We start from the raw sequence: 19,355 nt of genomic DNA, 5'->3' as shown, positions 1-19,355 counted from the left end.
TTCACTCTGTTAGTTGTAGTAGCGTCGCGCGGATGAGCGCCGGCATCTGGATCCTGGGCGGATACCAGAGCGATTTCGCCCGCAATCTGCACCGCGAGCAGGCCGACTTCGCGGCGTTGACCGCCGAAGTGGTGCGGGAGACCCTGGCGGCCGCCGACACGCGGGCCGGCGATATCGGGGTGGTGCACGTCGGCAACGCGTTCGGTGAGATGTTTGCCGCCCAGGGGCACCTCGGCGCCATGCCCGCTTCGGTGGATGACGCGCTGTGGAACGTCCCCGCCTCCCGGCACGAGGCGGCGTGCGCCTCGGGCAGCATCGCCGCGCTGGCCGCGATCGCCGACCTGCGGGCCGGTAACTACGACAGCGCGCTGGTGCTGGGCATCGAGTTGGAGAAGACGGTGCCCGGCGACACCGCCGCGCAGTATCTCGGGGCGGCCGCCTGGGCCGGGCACGAGGGTGCGGACGCGAAGTTCGTCTGGCCATCGATGTTCTCCCGGATCGCCGACGAGTACGACCGGCGCCATGGCCTGGACGACGCGCATCTGGATGCCCTCTCCGCGCTGAACTACGCCAACGCCAAGGCGAACCCGAACGCACAGACCCGAACCTGGGCGCAGAGCACCGACAACTCGATAGTGGAGGGCCGCATCCGGCGGCTGGACTGCAGCCAGATGACCGACGGCGGGGCCGGGGTGGTGCTGGTCAGTGACGGTTACCTGCGGCGGCACCCGCAGGCCCGGCCGATCGGGCGCGTCGACGGCTGGGGCCACCGCACGGTGGGCCTGGGTCTGCAGCACAAACTCGACCGCGCCGCCGACGACTCGTACGTGCTGCCGCATGTCCGGCGCACCGTCCTCGACGCCCTGGCCCGTGCGCAGGTGAGCCTGGATGACCTGGACGGCTTCGAGGTACACGACTGCTTCACCCCGAGCGAGTACCTGGCGATCGACCATATCGGCCTCACCGGCCCTGGTGAATCGTGGAAAGCGATCGAGAACGGTGACATCGAGATCGGTGGCCGGCTGCCGATCAATCCCAGCGGTGGACTGATCGGCGGTGGCCATCCCGTCGGCGCCACCGGGGTCCGGATGCTGCTCGACGCGGCCAAACAGGTCAGCGGTACCGCCGGCGGCTATCAAGTCGACGGCGCGAAGAAGTTCGGCACCCTGAACTTCGGTGGCAGCACCGCCACCACCGTCAGTTTCGTTGTCTCCCGGGGGTTCTGATGAACGTAGATGTCGTGGCCAGATACCTGTCCACCCTCCCCGAGAACGACACCCATCCCTACCGCACCGGCCCCTGGCGCCCACAGACCACCGAATGGGATGCCGACGACCTGCGCGCCGTCGCGGGCGAGATCCCGGCCGACCTGGACGGGGTGTACCTGCGCAACACCGAGAATCCGCTGCATCCCGCGTTCAAGGTGTATCACCCGTTCGACGGCGACGGCATGCTGCACATCGTCGGCTTCCGGGACGGGAAGGCGTTCTACCGCAACCGATTCATCCAGACCGACGGCCTGCTCGCCGAGAACGCCACCGGCGGGCCGCTGTGGCCGGGGATCGCCGAGCCGGTCGAACTGGCTCGGCGTGAGCATGGTTGGGGTGCAAGGACATTGATGAAGGATGCATCGAGCACCGACGTGGCCGTACACCGCGGCGTCGCCCTCACCAGCTTCTACCAATGCGGCGACCTGTACCGGATCGACCCCTACACCGGCGACACGCTGGGCAAGGAGGACTTCTCCGGCGGATTCCCCACCGACCTCGGCGTCTCGGCACACCCGAAGGTGGACGGCGCCACCGGGGAACTGCTGTTCTTCAACTACGGCAAGCAGTCCCCGTACATGCACTACGGCGTGGTCGACGCGGACAACACCCTGGTGCATTACGTCGACGTGGAGCTGCCCGGCCCCCGGCTGCCGCACGATATGGCGTTCACCGAGAACTACGTGATCCTCAACGATTTCCCGTTGTTCTGGGATGCCGAGATGCTCAAGCACAATGCGCACATTCCCCGCCTGCACCGCGACCTGCCGTCCCGGTTCGCCGTGTTGCCGCGGCGCGGAGGCGACGTGCGCTGGTTCGAAGCGGACACCACCTACGTGCTGCACTTCACCAACGCGTTCGAGGACGGCGACGAGATCGTGCTCGACGGGTTCTTCCAAGGATCACCGGAACCCACCGCCGACGACACCGACTTCGGAATGAACCCCAAGTGGCAGAGGTTCTTCCGATACCTGTCCCTGGACGGGATGCAGACCCGTTTGCACCGTTGGCGTTTCAACCTGGTCACCGGGCAGACCCGCGAAGAGCAGTTGTCCGACAGCCTGACCGAGTTCGGCATGATCAACCCGTCCTACGCGACCCGGGACTACCGCTACACCTATGCCGCCACCGGGAAGCCCGGCTGGTTCCTGTTCGACGGCCTGGTGCGCCACGACCTGCATACCGGATCCGAGCAGCGCTACGCGTTCGACGACGGCGTGTACGGCAGCGAGACCGCCATGGCGCCCCGTATCGGCAGCACCGCCGAGGACGACGGTTACCTGGTCACCATCACCAGCGATATGAACGCCGACGCGTCGTATTGCCTGGTGTTCGACGCCGCCCGCATCGAGGACGGCCCGGTCTGCACCCTGCAACTACCCGAACGTGTCTCCAGCGGAACCCATTCGACGTGGGCACCGGGATCGGAGTTGCGGCGCTGGCGGCAATGATGCAGCCCAACGCGGTGGGCCGGATGCTCGGCCTACTCGGTGACGAGTGGACGCTGCTGATCGTCCAGCAGGCCGCCCTCGGCGCCACCCGGTACAGCCAGTTCGCGGTCCGGCTGCCGATCTCACACGCGGTGCTGACCGCCCGGCTGGACCGCTTGACCCGCGACGGGCTGCTGGAACGCGCCGCCTACCGGGACAACCGGTACGAGTACCTGCTCACCCCGCGCGGGCGGTCATTGTGGCCGGTCCTGGTGGCGATCTGGGAGTGGGAGCGCCGCTGGGTGTCCGGGCAGGTGCTGCCGGAAATGCGGCACGGGCTGTGCGGCAACGCCTTCTCCCCCACCCTGACATGTGACGGATGCGGCGGGCACACCACCGAGAAAGCGCTGCGGGCGCGGTGGGGGCCGAGCGGCTCCTGGGCGCGGTCCACCGCGTCGGCGACCACCCGGCGCCGCTCCCACACCGGCCGGCAGTCCAACCTGTACCCGCAGACCATGAGCATCCTGGGCAACCGGTGGTCCTTCGCCGTCCTGGTCGCCGCATTCGTGGGCACCAGCCGATTCACCGATTTCGCCGATCAACTCGGCGCCCCGCCCGGCTCGCTGACCGATCGGCTGCAGATCCTGGTGGCCAACGCCGTGCTCGAGACTGGCGGCGGCCGCTACCGGCTGACCGAGAAGGGCCGCGCCGTGCTGCCGATCCTGGTCACCGCGCTGGATTGGGCGCAGCGCTGGTTCACCTCCGCCGACGGTCCGGCGGTGCGGATCACCCACACCGTGTGCGGGAGCGAGTTTCACCCGACGCTGGTGTGTGATCAGTGCGGCACGCGGTTGCAGGGTAGGGATATCGAGGTGGTCACATCCGTCACGCGCCGAGCCGAGGGACACCTTCGCGAATAGTGATGTCGGATGCGCTATCACTATTCACGGAAGCCACCCGGCCGGTTCGTCGTCGATCACCACACCTGCTGCGGCACACCGGGAGTCAAGACCGAGATTGTCGAAAAAATCTCCGCCGCGGGACTGGCACTCTCATGGCGAGAGTGCTAAAAATGAGATGCACAGTGATTTGGCTGCCCGCCACGGTGGTGGGCTGTTGAGCGACTGAGGAGGTGAATTGCTGTGCTACGTTTCGATCCGTTCAGTGACCTTGATGCCTTGACCCGGGGCCTGCTGACCGGCCAAACCGGATCAACCCGCACCCCCAGGTTCATGCCCATGGACCTCTGCAAAATCGATGACCACTACGTCCTGACCGCCGACCTGCCCGGTATCGACCCCGGCTCGGTGGACGTCGATGTGGACAACGGCACGCTGACCATCTCGGCGCACCGGACGGCCCGCACCGACGAATCGGTCCAGTGGTTCGCCAACGAGCGGTTCTTCGGCAGCTACCGCCGGCAGCTCTCGCTGGGTGAAGGCATTGACACATCGGCCATTTCGGCAACCTACGAGAACGGTGTGCTCACCGTGACGATCCCGCTGGCCGAACGGGCCAAGCCGCGCAAGATCGACATCGCCCACGGCGGCGGCCAGAAGTCCATCGAGCCCACCACAGTCGACTCGCAGTGAGTCGCGGCCGCCGGGGGTGGCGCTCATCCCACCCCCGGCGGATCACTCCCGGCTCAGCCGGAATCGCAGATTGTTGCGCACCGCAGGCCATTCGATGTCCAGAATCGAATAGACGACGGTGTCACGCCGCGACCCGTCGGACAGCAGCTGATGGCTGCGTAGAATGCCGTCCAGCTTGGCGCCGAGCCGCTCGATGGCGGCCCGGCTGGTGGCGTTGAAGAAGTGCGTGCGGAATTCGACTGCCACGCAGTTCAATTCGTCGAAGGCGTGACCGAGCAGCAGCAATTTGGCCTCGGTGTTCACCCCGGTGCGGCGTACCGATGCGCGGTACCAGGTGGCACCGACCTCCAGCCGTCGGTTCGGTCCATCGATGTTCAGGTAACTCGACGAGCCGACCAGCGTCCCGTCCTGCGAGCGCACCACGAACGAGAACGCCGCCGGATTGTCCAGCCAGGTGTGCACCCAGCGGGCCGCGGTGCCGGGCGACGGAGCGGCCGTGAACCACAGATCGCCGGGGTTTCCGTCCGAGGCCGCGTCGGCGATCTCGTCGACATGATCGGTGGTCAACGGTTCCAGCGTGACCCATCGGTCACCGGTCAGCACCACCGGCTCGACGAAACTCACGGCTGACCCCACGCGACCACCATGGCCAGCACCGAGAGCACCGTGGCGGCGGCCACCGCACCGGCGGCCACGAACAATCCATACCCGGCCGCGATCGGCGCATGTACGTACAACCGGAAGTACCAGCCGATCAGCGCGGCGATGATCATCGAAAGCGCCAGCGCGGCAGCCGAAGCCAGCCGGGGTGAGAGCCGGCGCGCGGCCATCGCGGCGGCCACGATCAGCGTCGCAGCCAGCAGCACGATCAACTGTCCGACGCCGAATCCCGGTGGCGGCATGTCGATGGTGCCCGCGCGGCCACCGATGGCGCTGGCCCGGCCACCGTGCGTGGTGAGCCAGGGCAACCACGCGCTGACGATCAGCACGAGGGCACACAGTGCCACCAGCCAACCGGGACGCAGACGTGCCATACAGCTCAGGCTATCGGGTCGGTCACCGTAGTCTGGGTTGCCATGACCGATCTCCCGGATTGGGCCCGTCAGCTGGAGCTGTCCCCGCATCCCGAGGGCGGCTGGTACCGCGAGACCTGGCGCAGCGGGCTGACCACACCGCAGTCGGCGCTGCCGCCGGAGTACACCGGCCCGCGCAGCGCGGGAACGGCGATCCTGTTTCTGTTGATGCCCGGTCAGCAGTCGGCCTGGCATACCGTGCGCAGCGCCGAGCTGTGGCTCTACCACCGCGGCAGCCCGCTGATCCTGGAGGTAGGCGCACATCAGGACACCGCCGCCGAGCTGGCGCTGGGGGCCGATATCGCCGCCGGTGAGCAACCGCAGCTGATCGTGCCACCCGGGCATTGGCAGCGGGCCCGGCATCCGGGGCGAGCGCAGCGACGGGGGGAAGCACGGCATGACGAGCCGACCCTGGTCAGTTGTGTGGTGGTGCCGGGATTCGACTTCGCTGACTTCGCGCTGGCGGCGCCGAGCACCTAACGTTTCCCAGTATGCAGGGACACATCATCGTGTGCGGCACCGATGCGCTGGCCGAGCGCATCGGCGGCGAACTGCGCGGTGCCGGCGCCACCGTGGTCCCGCTGCAGGATCCGCGCGCCCTGGACACCGCCGACGTACCGTCGGCCACCGCGGTGGTGTGCGTCGGTGACGATGACGCCGTCAACCTCGAAATAGCCCTGCTGGCACGGCAACTGAGTCCGGACGTGCGCGTGGTGGCCCGGCTGGCCAACGGGGTGCTGCGGGAGGCCGTCGCGTACGGCAACGGCCCCGGGGCCATCCTCGACGTCGCCGACCTGGCGGCGCCGTCGGTGGTCGAGGCCTGCCTGTCCCGCACCACCCACACCATCGCCGTCGCCGGGATCGACTTCGTCGTCACAGGGGCAGAGGTGCCGCGCGACGCCACCCTGCGCGAGATCTACGGCGACCTGGCCCCGGTCGCGGTGATCCATCGCGACGCGTCGGTCAGCGCCTGCCCCGGCCGTGACGTCGCCGTGCACCAAGGTGACTGGACGGCGATGATCGGCACCGCCGACGAGCTGGCCGCCCAAGGCATCACGGTGTCGAAACCGCTGGGCCACAACCGGGTACGACGACATCCGCTGCGGCGGGCGCTCGATGCGATTCGGGTACTGCGCGATGACATCAACCCGATGTTCTACCGGGCACTGGCTGCGTCGCTGACCCTTCTACTCGGGTCGACGCTGCTGCTGCGCTTCACCTATCAGCGTCCGCCGGGGATGAGCTGGATCGACGCCCTGTACTTCAGCACCGAGACCATCGCCACCGTCGGCTACGGCGATTTCAGTTTCATCGACCAGCCGTCGTGGCTGCGCATCTGGGGTATCGGGCTGATGTTCGCCGGCGTCACCACCACCGCGATCCTGGTGGCGTTCATCGCCGATGTGCTGCTGTCGCGCCGGCTTGCCCAGACCGCGGGCCTGCGCAGGGTGCGGCACCTGCACGACCACATCGTCGTGGTGGGCCTGGGCTCGTTCGGCATCCGGGTGGTCGGCGACCTGGTGGGAGCGGGATACGACGTCGCCGTCATCGAGAGCGACGAGGACAACCGCTACCTGCCCACCGCCCGCCGCCTCGACGTGCCGGTGATCTTCGGTGACGCCACCCTGCGCGAGACGCTGGAATCGGCCCGCGTCGCGCACTGCCGCGCGATCGCCGTGCTGACCGCCAACGACGTGGTCAACATCGAGACCGGGATCGTGCTGCGCGAACTCACCACCGATCGGCCCACGGTGCTGCGGGTGTACGACCGGGTGCTGGGCGCGGCCGTCGCGCAACGGTTCGGGTTCGAGAACGTGCGCTCCACCGTGGAACTGGCGGCGCCGTGGTTCATCGGTGCCGCACTCGGCCTGCAGGTCTTCGGCACGTTCTCCGTCGGCCAGCATTCGTTCATGGTCGGCGGGGTGCGGGTGGAGCCCGGCAGCGAGCTGGACGGGGTGCGGATGGCCGACCTGTCCACGCAGACCCGGGTCATCGCCATCACCCGGCCCGGTGTCGCGACGCGGCTGCATCCGCGCCGCGACACCCGGCTCACCGCGGGTGACACCGCATATCTGGTGGGCCCGTACCGGGAGCTGCTCGAAACCCTCGCCAAGGGACAGGCGAGGGGCCAGGCTACTTCAGCGACGACAGGTTGAAACCCGCGCCGGTCGAATCCGTGACCGCGGCCAGCCGCCCGTACGGGGTGTCCTCGGCCGCGCGCACGACGGTGCCGCCGTTGTCGACGACCAGCTGCTGGGTCTTGTCGACATCGTCGGCGCCCAGGAAGAAGAACCAGTTCGACGGTTCGTCCGCGGCCATGAATGCGGTGCCGTCCATCACGCCGAGCAGCTGCTCGCCGCCGAATACCGCGGTGCTGTAGCGGAATTCGTCGGTGTCGCCGGCCACCTCGGTCTGCCAGCCGAACACCTCGGTGTAGAAGTCGAGCACCCGCGCGAAGTCCAGGGTGGTCAGCTGGTGCCATACCGGGGTGGCGGCCACACCGGTGATCTCGGTGCCGAGGTGTCCGGCCGGCTGCCACAGCCCGACCACCCCGCCGCTGGGATCGGACACCATCGCCATCCGGCCCTTGGCGGGAATGTCCATCGCGCCACCGCAGCCGGCCCCGCCGGCGGCGATCACCTTTTCCAGGGTGGCGTCCACGTCGGCGGTGTGCAGATAGGTGTTCCACCGGTCCACCGGATGCGACATCAGCCCGGCGACGGGCTTTCCGTCGACGAAGGCGGTGACGTACCCGCCGTATTCAGGGCCGGCGGATTCGAAGGTCCAGCCGAACACTGTGCCGTAGAAGCGTTGGGCGGCGTCGAGGTCGGAGGTCGACAGGTCGATCCAGCAGGGTGCGCCGAGCGGGGCGTGCGGAGTTGTCATGTCCATATCGACCGGCGCCGCGGGTGAAACTCATCGCGGCTTGTTTGTTTGTGCGGTTTCATGGCCGACGCGCCGAGTAGGGCCACCGATTCGGCACAAATGCGTCGCGGCAGCCGCGGGCGCGCAAGGCGGACGCGACGCGCTCCAGGAATCGCCGATCCCGCAACAGACCGGCGCTCACCCGGATGACGATCCATCCGCGCTCGTCGAGCATCGCCGCCCGGTCGATGTCCCAGCTGCGCTGCGTGGCGTCCAGCCAGTGTTGTGCGCCGTCGTATTCGACAGCAACGTGGTATTCGGGCCAACCCATGTCGAGGCGCGCGAGTACATGTCCATTCGCATCGAACAGTTCGATCTGAGTGTGGGGGTGCGGAAATCCCGCCTCTACCAAGGCAAGCCGGGTTAACGACTCGTATGGTGACTCGGCGCCGCCGTCGACCACCGGCAGTAGCCGCCTCAACTGCTTCAGCCCGCGGGCCCGGGGATTTCGCTGCGCCACCGTCTCGATGTCGACGACCTTGACGGACGTCGCCGCCAGCAGGGCGTCGACTCGCTGCACCGCTTGCGCGAAGGGCAACCATCTGCCGAGATCGAAGGCGGTACGGGCAGGCGTCGTCGTCACGATATCCGTTCCCGTCACGTCGTCAGGGTGCAGCCTTTCGGTGTGCAGCGTGAGCCCGGGCGGGGGCCGCCGATTGGTGTGCAACAACTGCGCGGGTTCGCCCGCGTCGATCCACTTGGTTCCCAGCATCGCCGACGCCGAGAGGCCCGCCACCACACCCTCGCGGCCGGACCACAGCCAGGCGGCCTGCGCACGTTGCACCGGCGAGAGCTCGATACCGCGCGGTACCCACACCCCGGGATACACGGCTTCGTAGAACCGCCGCAGCTCCCACGACGTCAATGCACCGGCGTCGAGCGCTTCGGTGGCCCGGAATGGCCAGTCGATCTCCAGCATGAGCCGACGATGCCCGGACGCGGCGACGCATCGGGCCTTCCGCGCGTGAGTTATCCACAGACGCGGCGTCGCATTTGTGCGATCTCAGCGGGCCGACGCGGCGAGTCGCGGACGAAACCGCACAAACGCGGCGACTAGGAGAAGACCGTCTTGAACTTGTTCAGCGACTCCTGGATGTCACTCTTGAGCGCGGCGGCCACCACCATGCCGATCGGGCCGAACAGCGCCGGCCCGCCCAGGTGGATGTCCAACTGCACCTTCGACCCATCCCCGGCCGGTGTCACCTTGGCGATCAGCTTGACCTTCACGCCACCTTTGCCGTCCCCGTTGAGGGTCATCGACTCCGGCGATCTGTAGTTCACGATGGTCCAGTTCACCCGGTTGGCCATGCCCTTGACCTCGACGATGGAGTCGATCTTGGTGCCCTTCTCCAACGTCTGTGGCAGCGTCGAGCGCCACACGCGGTGGATGCTCAGCCACTCGGAGAACCGGGACAGATCCGAGGCGGCTTCCCACGCCTTGTCCGGCGACAACGGGACGTCGACGAAAACCGAGAGCTTGGCCATCAGGCCTGGGGTTTGTCGAGGTTGCGGGCCGCGTTCTTGGCGGCCTCCTGCGCCTTGTCGACGACACCCTTGTATTTGTCGCCGGTCTTCTCGTCGACCACGTCGCCGACCTTCTCGACCGCGGATTCCACCTTGTCGGCGTTCTTGGCGATCAGATCCTTCGCCTTGTCCAGGAAACTCATGCGTCTACTTTATCGCCACAGTTTGCGGGCCTCGCCGGACACTCGGCCCTCGATCCACCACAGCGCCTCCACCACCGCGGCGGCCACCAGCCCGATGCCCAGCGCCATCGACGTCAGCGCCATATTGCTGGGGTCCAGCATGAATTTCTGCTGCGCCAGCGGGATGGCAAAGATCACCACGTACGCCAGCGCGGACACCGTCACCAGGGCCACCCGCCACCACTGATAGGGCCGGGCCACCACGGCCAGCACCCACACCGCACCGACCAGCAGCGTGATCAGCGCCGCCGTGGACGCCTGGGTCTGCTCGGCCGCGGTGGCGTGCACACCCTGGTAGGCCAGCAGGTAGCAGATGAACGTGGCCAGGCCGACCACCACACCGTTGGGCAGTGCGGAGGTCATCACCCGGCGGACGAAGCCGGGGTGGGCCCGCTCGTTGTTGGGGGCCAGCGACAGGATGAACGCCGGGATGCCGATGGTGAACCAGGCGGCGATGGTGACGTGGATCGGCTGGAACGGGTACAGCAGCGGATCCGAGCCGAAGATCTTGGCCGACAGGCCACCCAGTCCGACCATCGCGGCCAGCAGCACCGAGTAGACGGTCTTGGTGAGGAACAGGTTGGAGACTCGCTCGATGTTGCCGATCACCCGGCGACCCTCACCGACCACGTACGGCAGCGTTGCGAACTTGTTGTCCAGCAATACGATCTGCGCCACCGCACGCGACGCCGAGCTGCCCGATCCCATGGCCACCCCGATATCGGCGTCCTTGAGTGCCAGCACATCGTTGACGCCGTCACCTGTCATCGCCACGGTGTGCCCACGGGACTGCAGGGCATGCACCATGGCGCGTTTCTGATCGGGCCGGACCCGGCCGAAGGTGGTGTATTCGTCCAGCGCGCCTGCCAATTCCTCGACCTCGTGCGGCAGTTGCCTGGCGTCCAGCGTCTCGCCGTGCAGGCCGAGCGTGCCGGCCACTGCGCCGACCGACACGGCGTTGTCACCGGAGATGACCTTCACCGTGACCTGTTGGGAGGCAAAATATTCCAGCGTGTCGCGGGCGTCGGGGCGCACTCGCTGCTCCAGCACCACCAATGCGACCGGGGTGACGGTGCCGGGCGCATCCGCGGCGTCGACGGAGCGATCGCAGGAGCCGAGCAGCAGGACCCGCAGTCCCTGCGCGCCGATCCGCTCGGCCTGTTCGGCCTCCGGGGACGCCGGGTCCAGTAGGACGTCGGGCGCGCCGATCACCCAGTTGCCGTGCTCGCCGTAGGAAGCACCACTCCACTTGGTCGCCGATTTGAACGGCGCCGACGCGGTCTGCGTCCAGCCTGGCGGCATCTTGTAGGCCTCTGCGATGGCCGCCATGCTGGCATTGGGCCGGGCATCATCGGCGGCCAGTTGAGCGAGCACCTCGCCCACATCGTGGCCGGCCAAAGTCTTGAGATCGCTGACCCGCATCCCGTTCTCGGTCAGCGTGCCGGTCTTGTCCGCGCACACCACGTCCACCCGGGCCAGGCCTTCGATGGCGGGCAGTTCCTGCACCAGGCATTGCCTGCGGCCCAACCGCACCACGCCGACGGCGAACGCGATCGATGTCATCAGCACCAGGCCCTCGGGCACCATCGGCACCAGGGCCCCGACCGTCCGCAGCACCGACTCCCGCCAGCCGACGTCGGTGGTGAACAACTGGGTGTAGATGATCAGCGCGCCGGCCGGCCACAACAGGTAGGTGATGAACTGCAGGATCTTGTTGATACCGCTGCGCAGTTCGGATTTCACCAAGGTGAACTTGCTGGCCTCTTCGGCCAGCTTGGCCGCGTAGGCCTCGCGTCCCACCTTGGTGGCGCGGTAGGCGCCACTGCCGGCCACCACGAAGCTGCCCGACATCACCTGGTCGCCGACATCTTTCTGGATCGGGTCCGCCTCGCCGGTCAGCAGCGATTCGTCGACCTCGAGATTGGCCTCCTGCAGCACCTGGCCGTCGACGATGATCTGGTCACCAGGACCCAGTTCGATGACGTCGTCCAGCACGACCTGGTCGGGGGGAAGTTCTTGCGTGCCGGATTGCCTGCGCACCAACGGTTTTGTCTGACCGATGATCGCCAGCCGGTCCAGGGTCTGCTTGGCGCGTAACTCCTGGATGATGCCGACGGCCGAGTTCGCGACGATCAGCAGGCCGAACAATCCGTTGATCACCGATCCGGTGGCCAGCACGATGGCGAACAGCACCCCGAGGATGGCGTTGATCCGGGTGAACACGTTGGCCCGGACGATCTCCGACACACTGCGCGCCGCCCGGGTGGGGACGTCGTTGGTGTGCCCCGCGGAGATCCGTTGGGCGACCTCGGCATCGGAGAGCCCGGAAATGGTCGTCGTCATCTGTGCCTCATTCTCCTCGCGCGAGCGCTCATCGCACGAAAACCCCGTCGTCGTAGTACTCCAGTGTCAGCTTCGCCCCGTCGAAGGTCGCCTTGGAAATCGTTCCCGGAGGCGCATTCTCGGTGATGAGCGGGAAGGTGAACACGTTGCCGTCCCAGTGCGTCAGGACGACGGTGTCCCCCCGCGCCCCCAGGGTGAGGGTGAGTTTGCCGTCGTTGTCCGCGACGACGGCAGTCCCCCAGTAGTCATTGCGGTAGGCACCGGCATAGCCCGGCAGCGGCTGGGCCGGGGCGGGGTGTGCGGGTGGCTTCTGCCCCACCAGCGAGCCCACCGGGTCCGACAGCGCGGACAGGGCATGGTTGTACAGCCCGTACCAGTCCTCGCGCACCTCACCGAACTGCACTAGGTCGGCGAACTCGGCCGTCAACGCCTCGGGCACCCCGACGGGGGTGGCGTTGGTCAGCGCCACGATGGCCACATCGGCCGACGGCAGGAACAACACATTGGTGCCGGCACCCAACTGAAATGCGCCGGAATGGCTGAGCTGCACGCGCGCCGCCGAGGTGGTGCCGACGTTGAAACCGAAACCGTAGGAGCCGGTGCGCATCGCCGGTTCCGACGGCGGGCTGGACACCACCTGCGGGCTGAGCGCGGGCAGCAGGGCCGCGGGCTCGACGATCTGGCGGCCCTGGTAACTGCCGTTCGCCAGCACCATCGCCAGCCAATGCGTCATATCGTTGACCGACGAACTGGCCCCGCCTGCCGGGGACTGCTGGTCGGCATCGCGGACGAACTCGGGCCGGTACCCGCCGTCGATCCGGATGTGGCCCAGCGCCCGGTCCGTACGCGCCTGGAAGTCGGCGAAACGATAACTGGTCGAGGACATCCCCAGCGGGCCGAACAACACGTCATGGCCCAGTTGATCCCAGGGTTCACCGGCGCCCGCGGCGACCGCCTCTGCCCCGGCCGTCAAGCCGAAGTTGGTGTAGGCGTAGGAGATCCGGAACGGATGCAGCGGCAGTATGCGGAGCCGTTCCAGTACCGCGCGACGGTCGTAACCCAGGTCCTCAAGCATGTCACCGGCATGGTCGGGCAGACCGGAGCGGTGCGAGAACAGGTCGCCGACGGTGACCATCCGGGTGACGGCCGGATCCGACAGCGCGAACCAGGCCAGCTTGCTGGTGACCGGGGTGTCCCAGCCGATGGCGTGCACGCCGACCTGGTGGGCGACCACGGTGGCGCTCAACGGCTTGGACAGCGAGGCGAGCTGGAAGACGGTGTCCGCGCCGATCTTGTTGGCGGCATCGTCCCCGCGACGGTTGTCTTTTACCCCGAACCCTTTGGCGTACACGGTCTTTCCACCATGTACCACGGCGATCGCGAGCCCGGGGATGCCTGATTTGCGCAGCAGTTCATCGGCGATGGCGTCGAGCTTGCCGACGGCGTTTTCGACGGCCTTGTCCGGCAACGGCATTGCCGCAACCAGCGGCGGCGGCACATCGGCGAGATCGGGCGGGTTTTGCGGTGCGGCGTTGTGCTGCGCGGTGCCGCAGCCGGCCAGCAGCGCGACCGCGGCGATGCACAGTATCCGTCTCACAGGCAGCACGCTAGCCGGTCAGAGCTGCCACCACGGGTCTATCGGTCGTCCGGTCGCGGCGGCATCCACCCGCTGTCCCGGTTTGGGGGCCGCCACCGTCACACCTTCGGCAGCAGCGGCGGCCAGCAGCCGCTCGATGGGCTCGGACCACGGGTGCGGCGCCAGCCGGAAGGTGGCCCAGTGGATCGGCACCAGCAGCCCGGTGTCGGTGACGTCGCGGTGGGCCCGGACGGCGTCTTCGGGGTTCATGTGGATATCGGGCCAGCCGGGGTGATAGGCGCCGATCGGCATCAGCGTCAGGTCGAACGGGCCGTATTCGGACCCGATCCCGGTGAAGCCTTCGGTGTATCCGGTGTCGCCGCCGAAGAAGGCGCGGTGCCGGGGCCCGACCAGCGCCCACGACGACCACAGGGTGGTGTTGCGGGTGAGGAACCGGCCGGAGAAATGCCGCGCCGGGGTGCACACCAGCGTGAGGTCGCCCAGTGTGGCGCTCTCGTCCCAGTCGAGTTCGACGATCCGGTCCGCCGGGACACCCCAGATGCGCAGGTGCGACCCGATGCCCAGCGGGACGTAGAACTTGGCCCGTTGCGACCGGGCCAACCCCTTGATGGTGTCGATGTCGAGGTGGTCGTAGTGATCGTGGCTGATGATCACCGCGTCGATGGCCGGCAGTGCGTCGAGTTCCACCGGCACCGGGTGCAGCCGTTGCGGGCCGACCGCACGCGAGGGCGAGCAGCGCTCGCTCCACACCGGGTCGGCCAGCACGCGATAACCGTCCACCTCGATGACCGCCGACGAGTGGCCGTACCAGGTGACCGCCAGGTCGGCCGGTGGTGCGGTCGCGGCCGGCCGGGTCAGCGGGATCTCACCGTCCGGTCGCTGCCGTTGCCCCCCGGTGACCAGGTCGCGGATGAGCAGCCATTGCTCCTGCCGGCTCAGCTGCACCTCGGAGGCCGGCTCACGGTTGACGAAGACACCGTTGCGGTGGTTCGGCGAGGCCTTGGCCGCTGCGCCGATGTCGGCGGCGCCCAGCGCCTGCGGTGCCCCCTGCAGCGCGCGCAGCACCCAGCCCCCGGCCACCAGTGCCGCGGTGCCACCGACCACTCGGGCCGCCTCGGCGAACATCAGGCTCCCGTGAAGTTGGGTGGCCGTTTCTCGAAGCGTGCCACCTGGGCCTCGATGACGTCCGGGCTGGCCCACGCCTTCTGGAACATCCGGGTGTGGTCGCCGCGGACGTCGTCGTAGGCGCCGTCGTCGTTGAGCACGCGCTTGGAATGCGCGATCGACAGCGGCGCGTAACCGGCGATCTCGGTGGCCCAGGCCTGCGCGTCGGCCAGCGTGCCGGTGCGGTTGATCATCCCGGTCTGTACCGCGGTGTCGAAGTCCAGGCGCTCGGCGGCGATCAGCATGCCCCGGGCCCGGCCGTGCCCGACCAGCGACGTCAACCGGCGGATGCTCCAGTTATCCAGCGCCAGACCGTATTTGGCGATGGGAAATTGGAAGTACGCGCCGGGGGCGGCGACCCGTAGATCGCAGATCATGGCCAGGATGACACCGGCGCCGATCGCCGGGCCGTTGAGTGCGGCGATGATCGGCACCGGGCTGGCGTCGATCGCGAGATTGAGCGCCAGCGCCTTGTCCGGCAGTTCCTTGGCCACGCCCTCGGCGTCGGACAGGTCGGCGCCCGCGCTGAAGACGGTGCCCTGTCCCGTCAGCACGATGGCACGGACATCCGATGCGCTGGCCTTCTCGATCTCTTCCCGCAGGCCGTCGACGAGCGCGCCGTTGAGCGCGTTGCGCCGCTCGGCGCGCTGCATTTCCAGGGTCAGGACATTGCCGTCCCGCGTCACACCGATCATGTGACAAGCCTATCGAGCGTCCGCTTCGGCGCACCTCCGGGCGCTGACCACCTGCAGAGCAGGCACACCTGCCCGAGCGCCGACGCCGTCGAATAGCCTTTTCCCGTGAGCCGGAGCCCAGCCCTCGCCTTGCGCGACGCCGTCCTAGACCCGGGGTCGTTCCTCAGCTGGGACAGCCCGCCACTGCAGGTACTCACCTCCGAGGACTACCGCAAGGAACTCGACGCCGCCGCGGCGAAATCCGGTCTGGACGAGTCGGTGATCACCGGTGAGGGCACCGTGTTCGGCCGTCGGGTGGCCGTGCTGGCCTGCGAGTTCGACTTCCTGGCCGGATCCATCGGGGTCGCCGCCGCCGAACGCATCACCAACGCCATCCAGCGGGCCACTGCCGAGCGCCTGCCGCTGCTGGCCTCCCCCAGCTCCGGCGGCACCCGGATGCAGGAGGGCACCGTCGCCTTCCTGCAAATGGTGAAGATCGCCGCCTCGGTCGAGCTGCACAAGCGCGAACACCTGCCCTACATCGTCTACCTGCGCCACCCCACCACCGGAGGGGTGTTCGCGTCCTGGGGATCGCTGGGGCATGTCACGGCGGCCGAGCCCGGGGCCCTGATCGGCTTCCTGGGCCCCCGGGTGTACGAACATCTCTACGGCGAGCAATTCCCCGACGGTGTCCAGACCGCCGAGAATCTGTTCCGGCATGGCGTCATCGACGGCGTGGTGCCGGTGACGGCATTGCGGGCGGTGCTCGATCGCACGCTGGCGGTGCTGGTCGACGCGCCGGGTGTTCCGTCGCCGGCGCCACCGCCCAAGCCCATTCCCGACGTGCCCGCCTGGGAATCGGTGACGGCGTCACGGCGCCCCGACCGGCCAGGGGCGGAGTTCGTGCTGCGGCACGGGACGACCAAGACGGTCCCGCTGTCGGGAACCGGCGGCGACAGTAGCCAGATGCTGCTGGCGTTGGCCCGCTTCGGTGGCCAGCCGGCCGTCGTCCTCGGGCAGCAGCGCATCGGGTCGCTCGGCCCCGCCGCCCTGCGCGAGGCGCGCCGCGGGATGGCGCTGGCGGTGAGCCTGCGGCTGCCGCTGGTCTCGATCATCGACACCAGCGGCCCGGCCCTATCGGTGGAGGCAGAACAGGGCGGGCTGGCCGGGGAGATCGCCCGCTGCCTGGCCGAACTGGTCACCCTGGACACTCCGACGGTGTCGGTGCTGCTCGGTCAGGGTAGCGGCGGCCCGGCACTGGCCATGGTGCCCGCCGACCGGGTACTGGCCGCCCAGCATGGCTGGCTGGCCCCGCTACCGCCGGAAGGCGCCAGCGCCATCGTCTTCCGCGACACCGACCACGCTCCGGAACTGTCTGCGGCACAAGGTATCCGATCCGCCGACCTGCTGCGCAACGGGATCGTCGACACCATCGTCGACGAACGGCCGGACGCCGCCGACGAGCCGCTGGAGTTCACCGCGCGGCTGTCGGCCACCATCGCCGCCGAACTGTACGAGCTGCGCACCATGCCCGAGGCCGAACGGCTCGGCCTGCGCCTGCACCGGTACCGGCGGATCGGGCTCACACCTCGATAGGCGGTTTGAGCCGTTCCATCGTGTACTGCCGGTCCCGTCTGGCCGCGAACGAACTGGCCGCCAGCGACAGCAGCAGCACCCCGGACAGCACGGCGATCGCGATCCACAATCGCGCGTCGATGCCGCCGGCGATCAGCTGGCGCAAGCCGTTGACCGCATAGGTCATCGGGTCGACCGGGTGCAGGATCTGGAACGGTTTCGCCGTGGTCTCCACCGGATAGATGCCGCCGGCCGAAACCAGTTGCAGCATCAGGAAAGCCAGCGTGACCACGCGCCCGACCGACACCCCGAACAGGGCGTTGAAGGCCTGGATCAGTGCCAGGAACGTCGCCACGATCAACAACAGGAACCCCACCGTCGCCAGCGGGTACCGGGCCTGCAGTCCGACGCCGAAATGCACCACCAGATACATCACCGCGACCTGGCAGACGGTGATCAGCAGAGCCGGCCAGTAGGACGCCAACACCACCCGCAGCGCACCCAGGCCGTTGACGATGGGCCGGGACTGCATGGGTTTGAGCAACATCCAGATGATCAGCGCCCCGATGAACAGGGCCAGCGGCAGGAAGAACGGCGCGAACCCGGTGCCGAAGGTGGCAGCGGCGTTGTCGGTGTGCAGGTCCAGCGTCACCGGCGACGCCAGCGTCTTGGCCACCGCGGTGCGCTGCTGCGGGGTCCACGACGGTACTTGCGCCGAGCCCTCCTTGAGCTTGGCGGCCAATTCCTGACTGCCGTCCCGCAACTTGGTCGTTCCGGCGGCGAGTTGCGTTGCACCCGTCGATAGTTGGCTTCCACCGGCGGCCAGCTGGACCAGACCGCTGTTCAGCTTGTGGGCTCCGCTGTCGAGTTGATGGACCCCGTCGCGCAATTTCACCACGTCGGCGCGCAACCCGCCGTTGAGGGCGCGGGTGAGGAACACCCGCAGCTTGCTCTTCGGGTCGCCGAGCTCGTTCTCCAGCTGAGTTGCGCTGTCGCGCAGCTTGTTCAGCCCGGCGTCGGTGGTGGGGTCGATACCCTTGGCCCGCAGCAGCCGTTGCGCCCCGGCCAGCACGTCACCGGCGTCGCGCACCGTCGGGTCGGGATTGGCCTGCAACATGCCGACCGTCTGATCGACGATGGCTGCCGCCTGGGCCTGATCGATGTTGAGCGCGGCGATGCGGTCGGTGGTCGAGCGCACCGCCCCCGACAACCGGGAGGCCAGGAAGCCGACCTCGTCGGGATCTAGCCCGAGATCGCCGACCCGGTCCAGCATGGTGACCAGCGGCCCGGTGGCGGTGTCCACCGAACTGGACAGCTGGCGAGTGCCCGCGGCCAGTTGGGCCGACCCGTCGCGGGCGGTCACCAGCCCCGCGGTCAGCGCACCCGCGCCGTCGGCGAGTTTGTGCGCACCGTCGTCGGCCGCCGCGGTGCCGTTGGCCAGCTGACCCGCCCCGTCGGCGGCCTTGACCAGCCCGGTACCCGCGTCGGTCAGTCCGGTCAGCACGGTGCCCAGGGTGCGCTGACCGATGCTCGCGTTCACCTGATTGATGACTTCGCGGGCGGCGTTCTGCCCGATGACCGAGCCCAGGTAGTTGTTGGCGTCGTTGAACGTGAACCGCATCGTCGCCTGCTGAGGTGACCCGCCCGACGGGGAGGCGATGTCGGCGCTGAAATCCTGGGGCAGCGTCACCGAGAAGTAGTACTTGCCGCTGGACACCCCGTCCGCGGCCTCGGTGGCCGAAACCCGGTGCAGCTGCAGCTGTCCGGAGTTCACCAGGGCATCGGCCACCTCCGTGCCGACGCGCACCTGCTGGCCGTCCACCACGGCGCCGGTGTCCTCGTTGACCAGGGCCACCGGGATCTTGTTCACCTCGTTGAACGGATTCCAGAACGCCCACAGATACATCGCCCCATACAGCAGCGGCATCAGGATGACGGTCACCAGCGCGATGCGGGGCAACGCGCCCCGCGAGAAACGCTTCAGATCGGTGCCAAGAGACATTCCGGC

At 68.2% G+C, this 19,355-nt stretch carries 18 protein-coding genes; 7 read left to right on the top strand and 11 right to left on the bottom strand.

The window, feature by feature from the left end; translation table 11 throughout:
* Nucleotides 1-32 precede the first annotated feature (32 nt).
* The 4 genes from ACXPWS_RS04365 (at nucleotide 33) to ACXPWS_RS04350 (ending at nucleotide 4,290) form a co-directional block, all read left to right on the top strand.
* A complete protein-coding gene (locus ACXPWS_RS04365) occupies nucleotides 33-1,226 on the top strand; it encodes an acetyl-CoA acetyltransferase (protein WP_458711262.1) in 1,194 nt (397 codons plus the stop codon).
* Nucleotides 1,226-2,719, top strand: a complete 1,494-nt coding sequence (locus ACXPWS_RS04360; RefSeq protein ID WP_458711261.1) for a carotenoid oxygenase family protein — start codon at nucleotides 1,226-1,228, stop codon at nucleotides 2,717-2,719. The genes ACXPWS_RS04365 and ACXPWS_RS04360 overlap by 1 nt, the downstream gene beginning before the upstream one ends.
* Complete coding sequence (locus tag ACXPWS_RS04355; protein WP_458713410.1) at nucleotides 2,716-3,618, top strand: winged helix-turn-helix transcriptional regulator; 903 nt, start codon at nucleotides 2,716-2,718, stop codon at nucleotides 3,616-3,618. Before ACXPWS_RS04360 ends, ACXPWS_RS04355 begins: the two co-directional genes overlap by 4 nt.
* A gap of 222 nt (nucleotides 3,619-3,840) precedes the next feature.
* Complete coding sequence (locus ACXPWS_RS04350) at nucleotides 3,841-4,290, top strand: Hsp20/alpha crystallin family protein (protein ID WP_458711260.1); 450 nt, start codon at nucleotides 3,841-3,843, stop codon at nucleotides 4,288-4,290.
* Between the two features lie 42 nt (nucleotides 4,291-4,332).
* Here the strand turns inward: ACXPWS_RS04350 and ACXPWS_RS04345 are convergent, their stop codons facing one another.
* Nucleotides 4,333-4,926 (bottom strand): GNAT family N-acetyltransferase, encoded by a 594-nt coding sequence (locus ACXPWS_RS04345; RefSeq protein ID WP_458711259.1) that lies wholly within the window; start codon nucleotides 4,924-4,926, stop codon nucleotides 4,333-4,335.
* Nucleotides 4,911-5,324, bottom strand: a complete 414-nt coding sequence (locus tag ACXPWS_RS04340) for a hypothetical protein (RefSeq protein ID WP_458711258.1) — start codon at nucleotides 5,322-5,324, stop codon at nucleotides 4,911-4,913. The genes ACXPWS_RS04345 and ACXPWS_RS04340 overlap by 16 nt, the downstream gene beginning before the upstream one ends.
* A 42-nt stretch (nucleotides 5,325-5,366) precedes the next feature.
* Here ACXPWS_RS04340 and ACXPWS_RS04335 point away from each other — a divergent pair, with 42 nt between their 5' ends.
* Together ACXPWS_RS04335 and ACXPWS_RS04330 are read left to right on the top strand one after the other, a co-directional pair.
* Nucleotides 5,367-5,843 (top strand): cupin domain-containing protein, encoded by a 477-nt coding sequence (locus ACXPWS_RS04335; RefSeq protein ID WP_458711257.1) that lies wholly within the window; start codon nucleotides 5,367-5,369, stop codon nucleotides 5,841-5,843.
* Nucleotides 5,844-5,854: 11 nt separating this feature from the next.
* Complete coding sequence (locus ACXPWS_RS04330; RefSeq protein WP_458711256.1) at nucleotides 5,855-7,519, top strand: NAD-binding protein; 1,665 nt, start codon at nucleotides 5,855-5,857, stop codon at nucleotides 7,517-7,519.
* Here ACXPWS_RS04330 and ACXPWS_RS04325 read toward each other — a convergent pair.
* The 8 genes from ACXPWS_RS04325 to ACXPWS_RS04290 all read right to left on the bottom strand — a co-directional run bounded on the left by ACXPWS_RS04325 (nucleotide 7,497) and on the right by ACXPWS_RS04290 (nucleotide 15,793).
* On the bottom strand, nucleotides 7,497-8,255 hold the full coding sequence (locus ACXPWS_RS04325) for a VOC family protein (protein WP_458711255.1): 759 nt from the start codon (nucleotides 8,253-8,255) through the stop codon (nucleotides 7,497-7,499). The genes ACXPWS_RS04330 and ACXPWS_RS04325 overlap by 23 nt on opposite strands.
* A gap of 52 nt (nucleotides 8,256-8,307) precedes the next feature.
* Nucleotides 8,308-9,207 (bottom strand): endonuclease domain-containing protein, encoded by a 900-nt coding sequence (locus ACXPWS_RS04320; protein WP_458711254.1) that lies wholly within the window; start codon nucleotides 9,205-9,207, stop codon nucleotides 8,308-8,310.
* A 134-nt stretch (nucleotides 9,208-9,341) separates the two neighbouring features.
* Nucleotides 9,342-9,773: a type II toxin-antitoxin system Rv0910 family toxin gene (locus ACXPWS_RS04315; protein ID WP_458711253.1), complete on the bottom strand. Its 432-nt coding sequence runs from the start codon at nucleotides 9,771-9,773 to the stop codon at nucleotides 9,342-9,344.
* A complete protein-coding gene (locus ACXPWS_RS04310; protein ID WP_458711252.1) occupies nucleotides 9,773-9,955 on the bottom strand; it encodes an antitoxin in 183 nt (60 codons plus the stop codon). The genes ACXPWS_RS04315 and ACXPWS_RS04310 overlap by 1 nt, the downstream gene beginning before the upstream one ends.
* A 9-nt stretch (nucleotides 9,956-9,964) precedes the next feature.
* Nucleotides 9,965-12,337: a cation-translocating P-type ATPase gene (locus ACXPWS_RS04305; protein ID WP_458711251.1), complete on the bottom strand. Its 2,373-nt coding sequence runs from the start codon at nucleotides 12,335-12,337 to the stop codon at nucleotides 9,965-9,967.
* 28 nt (nucleotides 12,338-12,365) lie between these two features.
* Nucleotides 12,366-13,943, bottom strand: a complete 1,578-nt coding sequence (locus tag ACXPWS_RS04300; RefSeq protein WP_458711250.1) for a serine hydrolase — start codon at nucleotides 13,941-13,943, stop codon at nucleotides 12,366-12,368.
* 9 nt (nucleotides 13,944-13,952) lie between these two features.
* A complete protein-coding gene (locus tag ACXPWS_RS04295) occupies nucleotides 13,953-15,059 on the bottom strand; it encodes an MBL fold metallo-hydrolase (protein ID WP_458711249.1) in 1,107 nt (368 codons plus the stop codon).
* On the bottom strand, nucleotides 15,059-15,793 hold the full coding sequence (locus ACXPWS_RS04290; RefSeq protein WP_458711248.1) for an enoyl-CoA hydratase: 735 nt from the start codon (nucleotides 15,791-15,793) through the stop codon (nucleotides 15,059-15,061). Before ACXPWS_RS04290 ends, ACXPWS_RS04295 begins: the two co-directional genes overlap by 1 nt.
* Nucleotides 15,794-15,898: 105 nt before the next feature.
* On the opposite strand from ACXPWS_RS04290, the gene ACXPWS_RS04285 reads away from it, so the two are divergent.
* Nucleotides 15,899-17,368: a carboxyl transferase domain-containing protein gene (locus ACXPWS_RS04285; RefSeq protein ID WP_458711247.1), complete on the top strand. Its 1,470-nt coding sequence runs from the start codon at nucleotides 15,899-15,901 to the stop codon at nucleotides 17,366-17,368.
* Here the strand turns inward: ACXPWS_RS04285 and ACXPWS_RS04280 are convergent.
* Nucleotides 17,355-19,349 (bottom strand): YhgE/Pip family protein, encoded by a 1,995-nt coding sequence (locus tag ACXPWS_RS04280; RefSeq protein WP_458711246.1) that lies wholly within the window; start codon nucleotides 19,347-19,349, stop codon nucleotides 17,355-17,357. The two genes, ACXPWS_RS04285 and ACXPWS_RS04280, sit on opposite strands and share 14 nt — an antisense overlap.
* Nucleotides 19,350-19,355: the final 6 nt, after the last annotated feature.

Source organism: Mycobacterium sp. BMJ-28, from assembly GCF_054404835.1.
The sequence above is the reverse complement of the archived record's forward strand: the minus strand, read 5'-3'. Positions and strand labels throughout refer to the sequence as shown.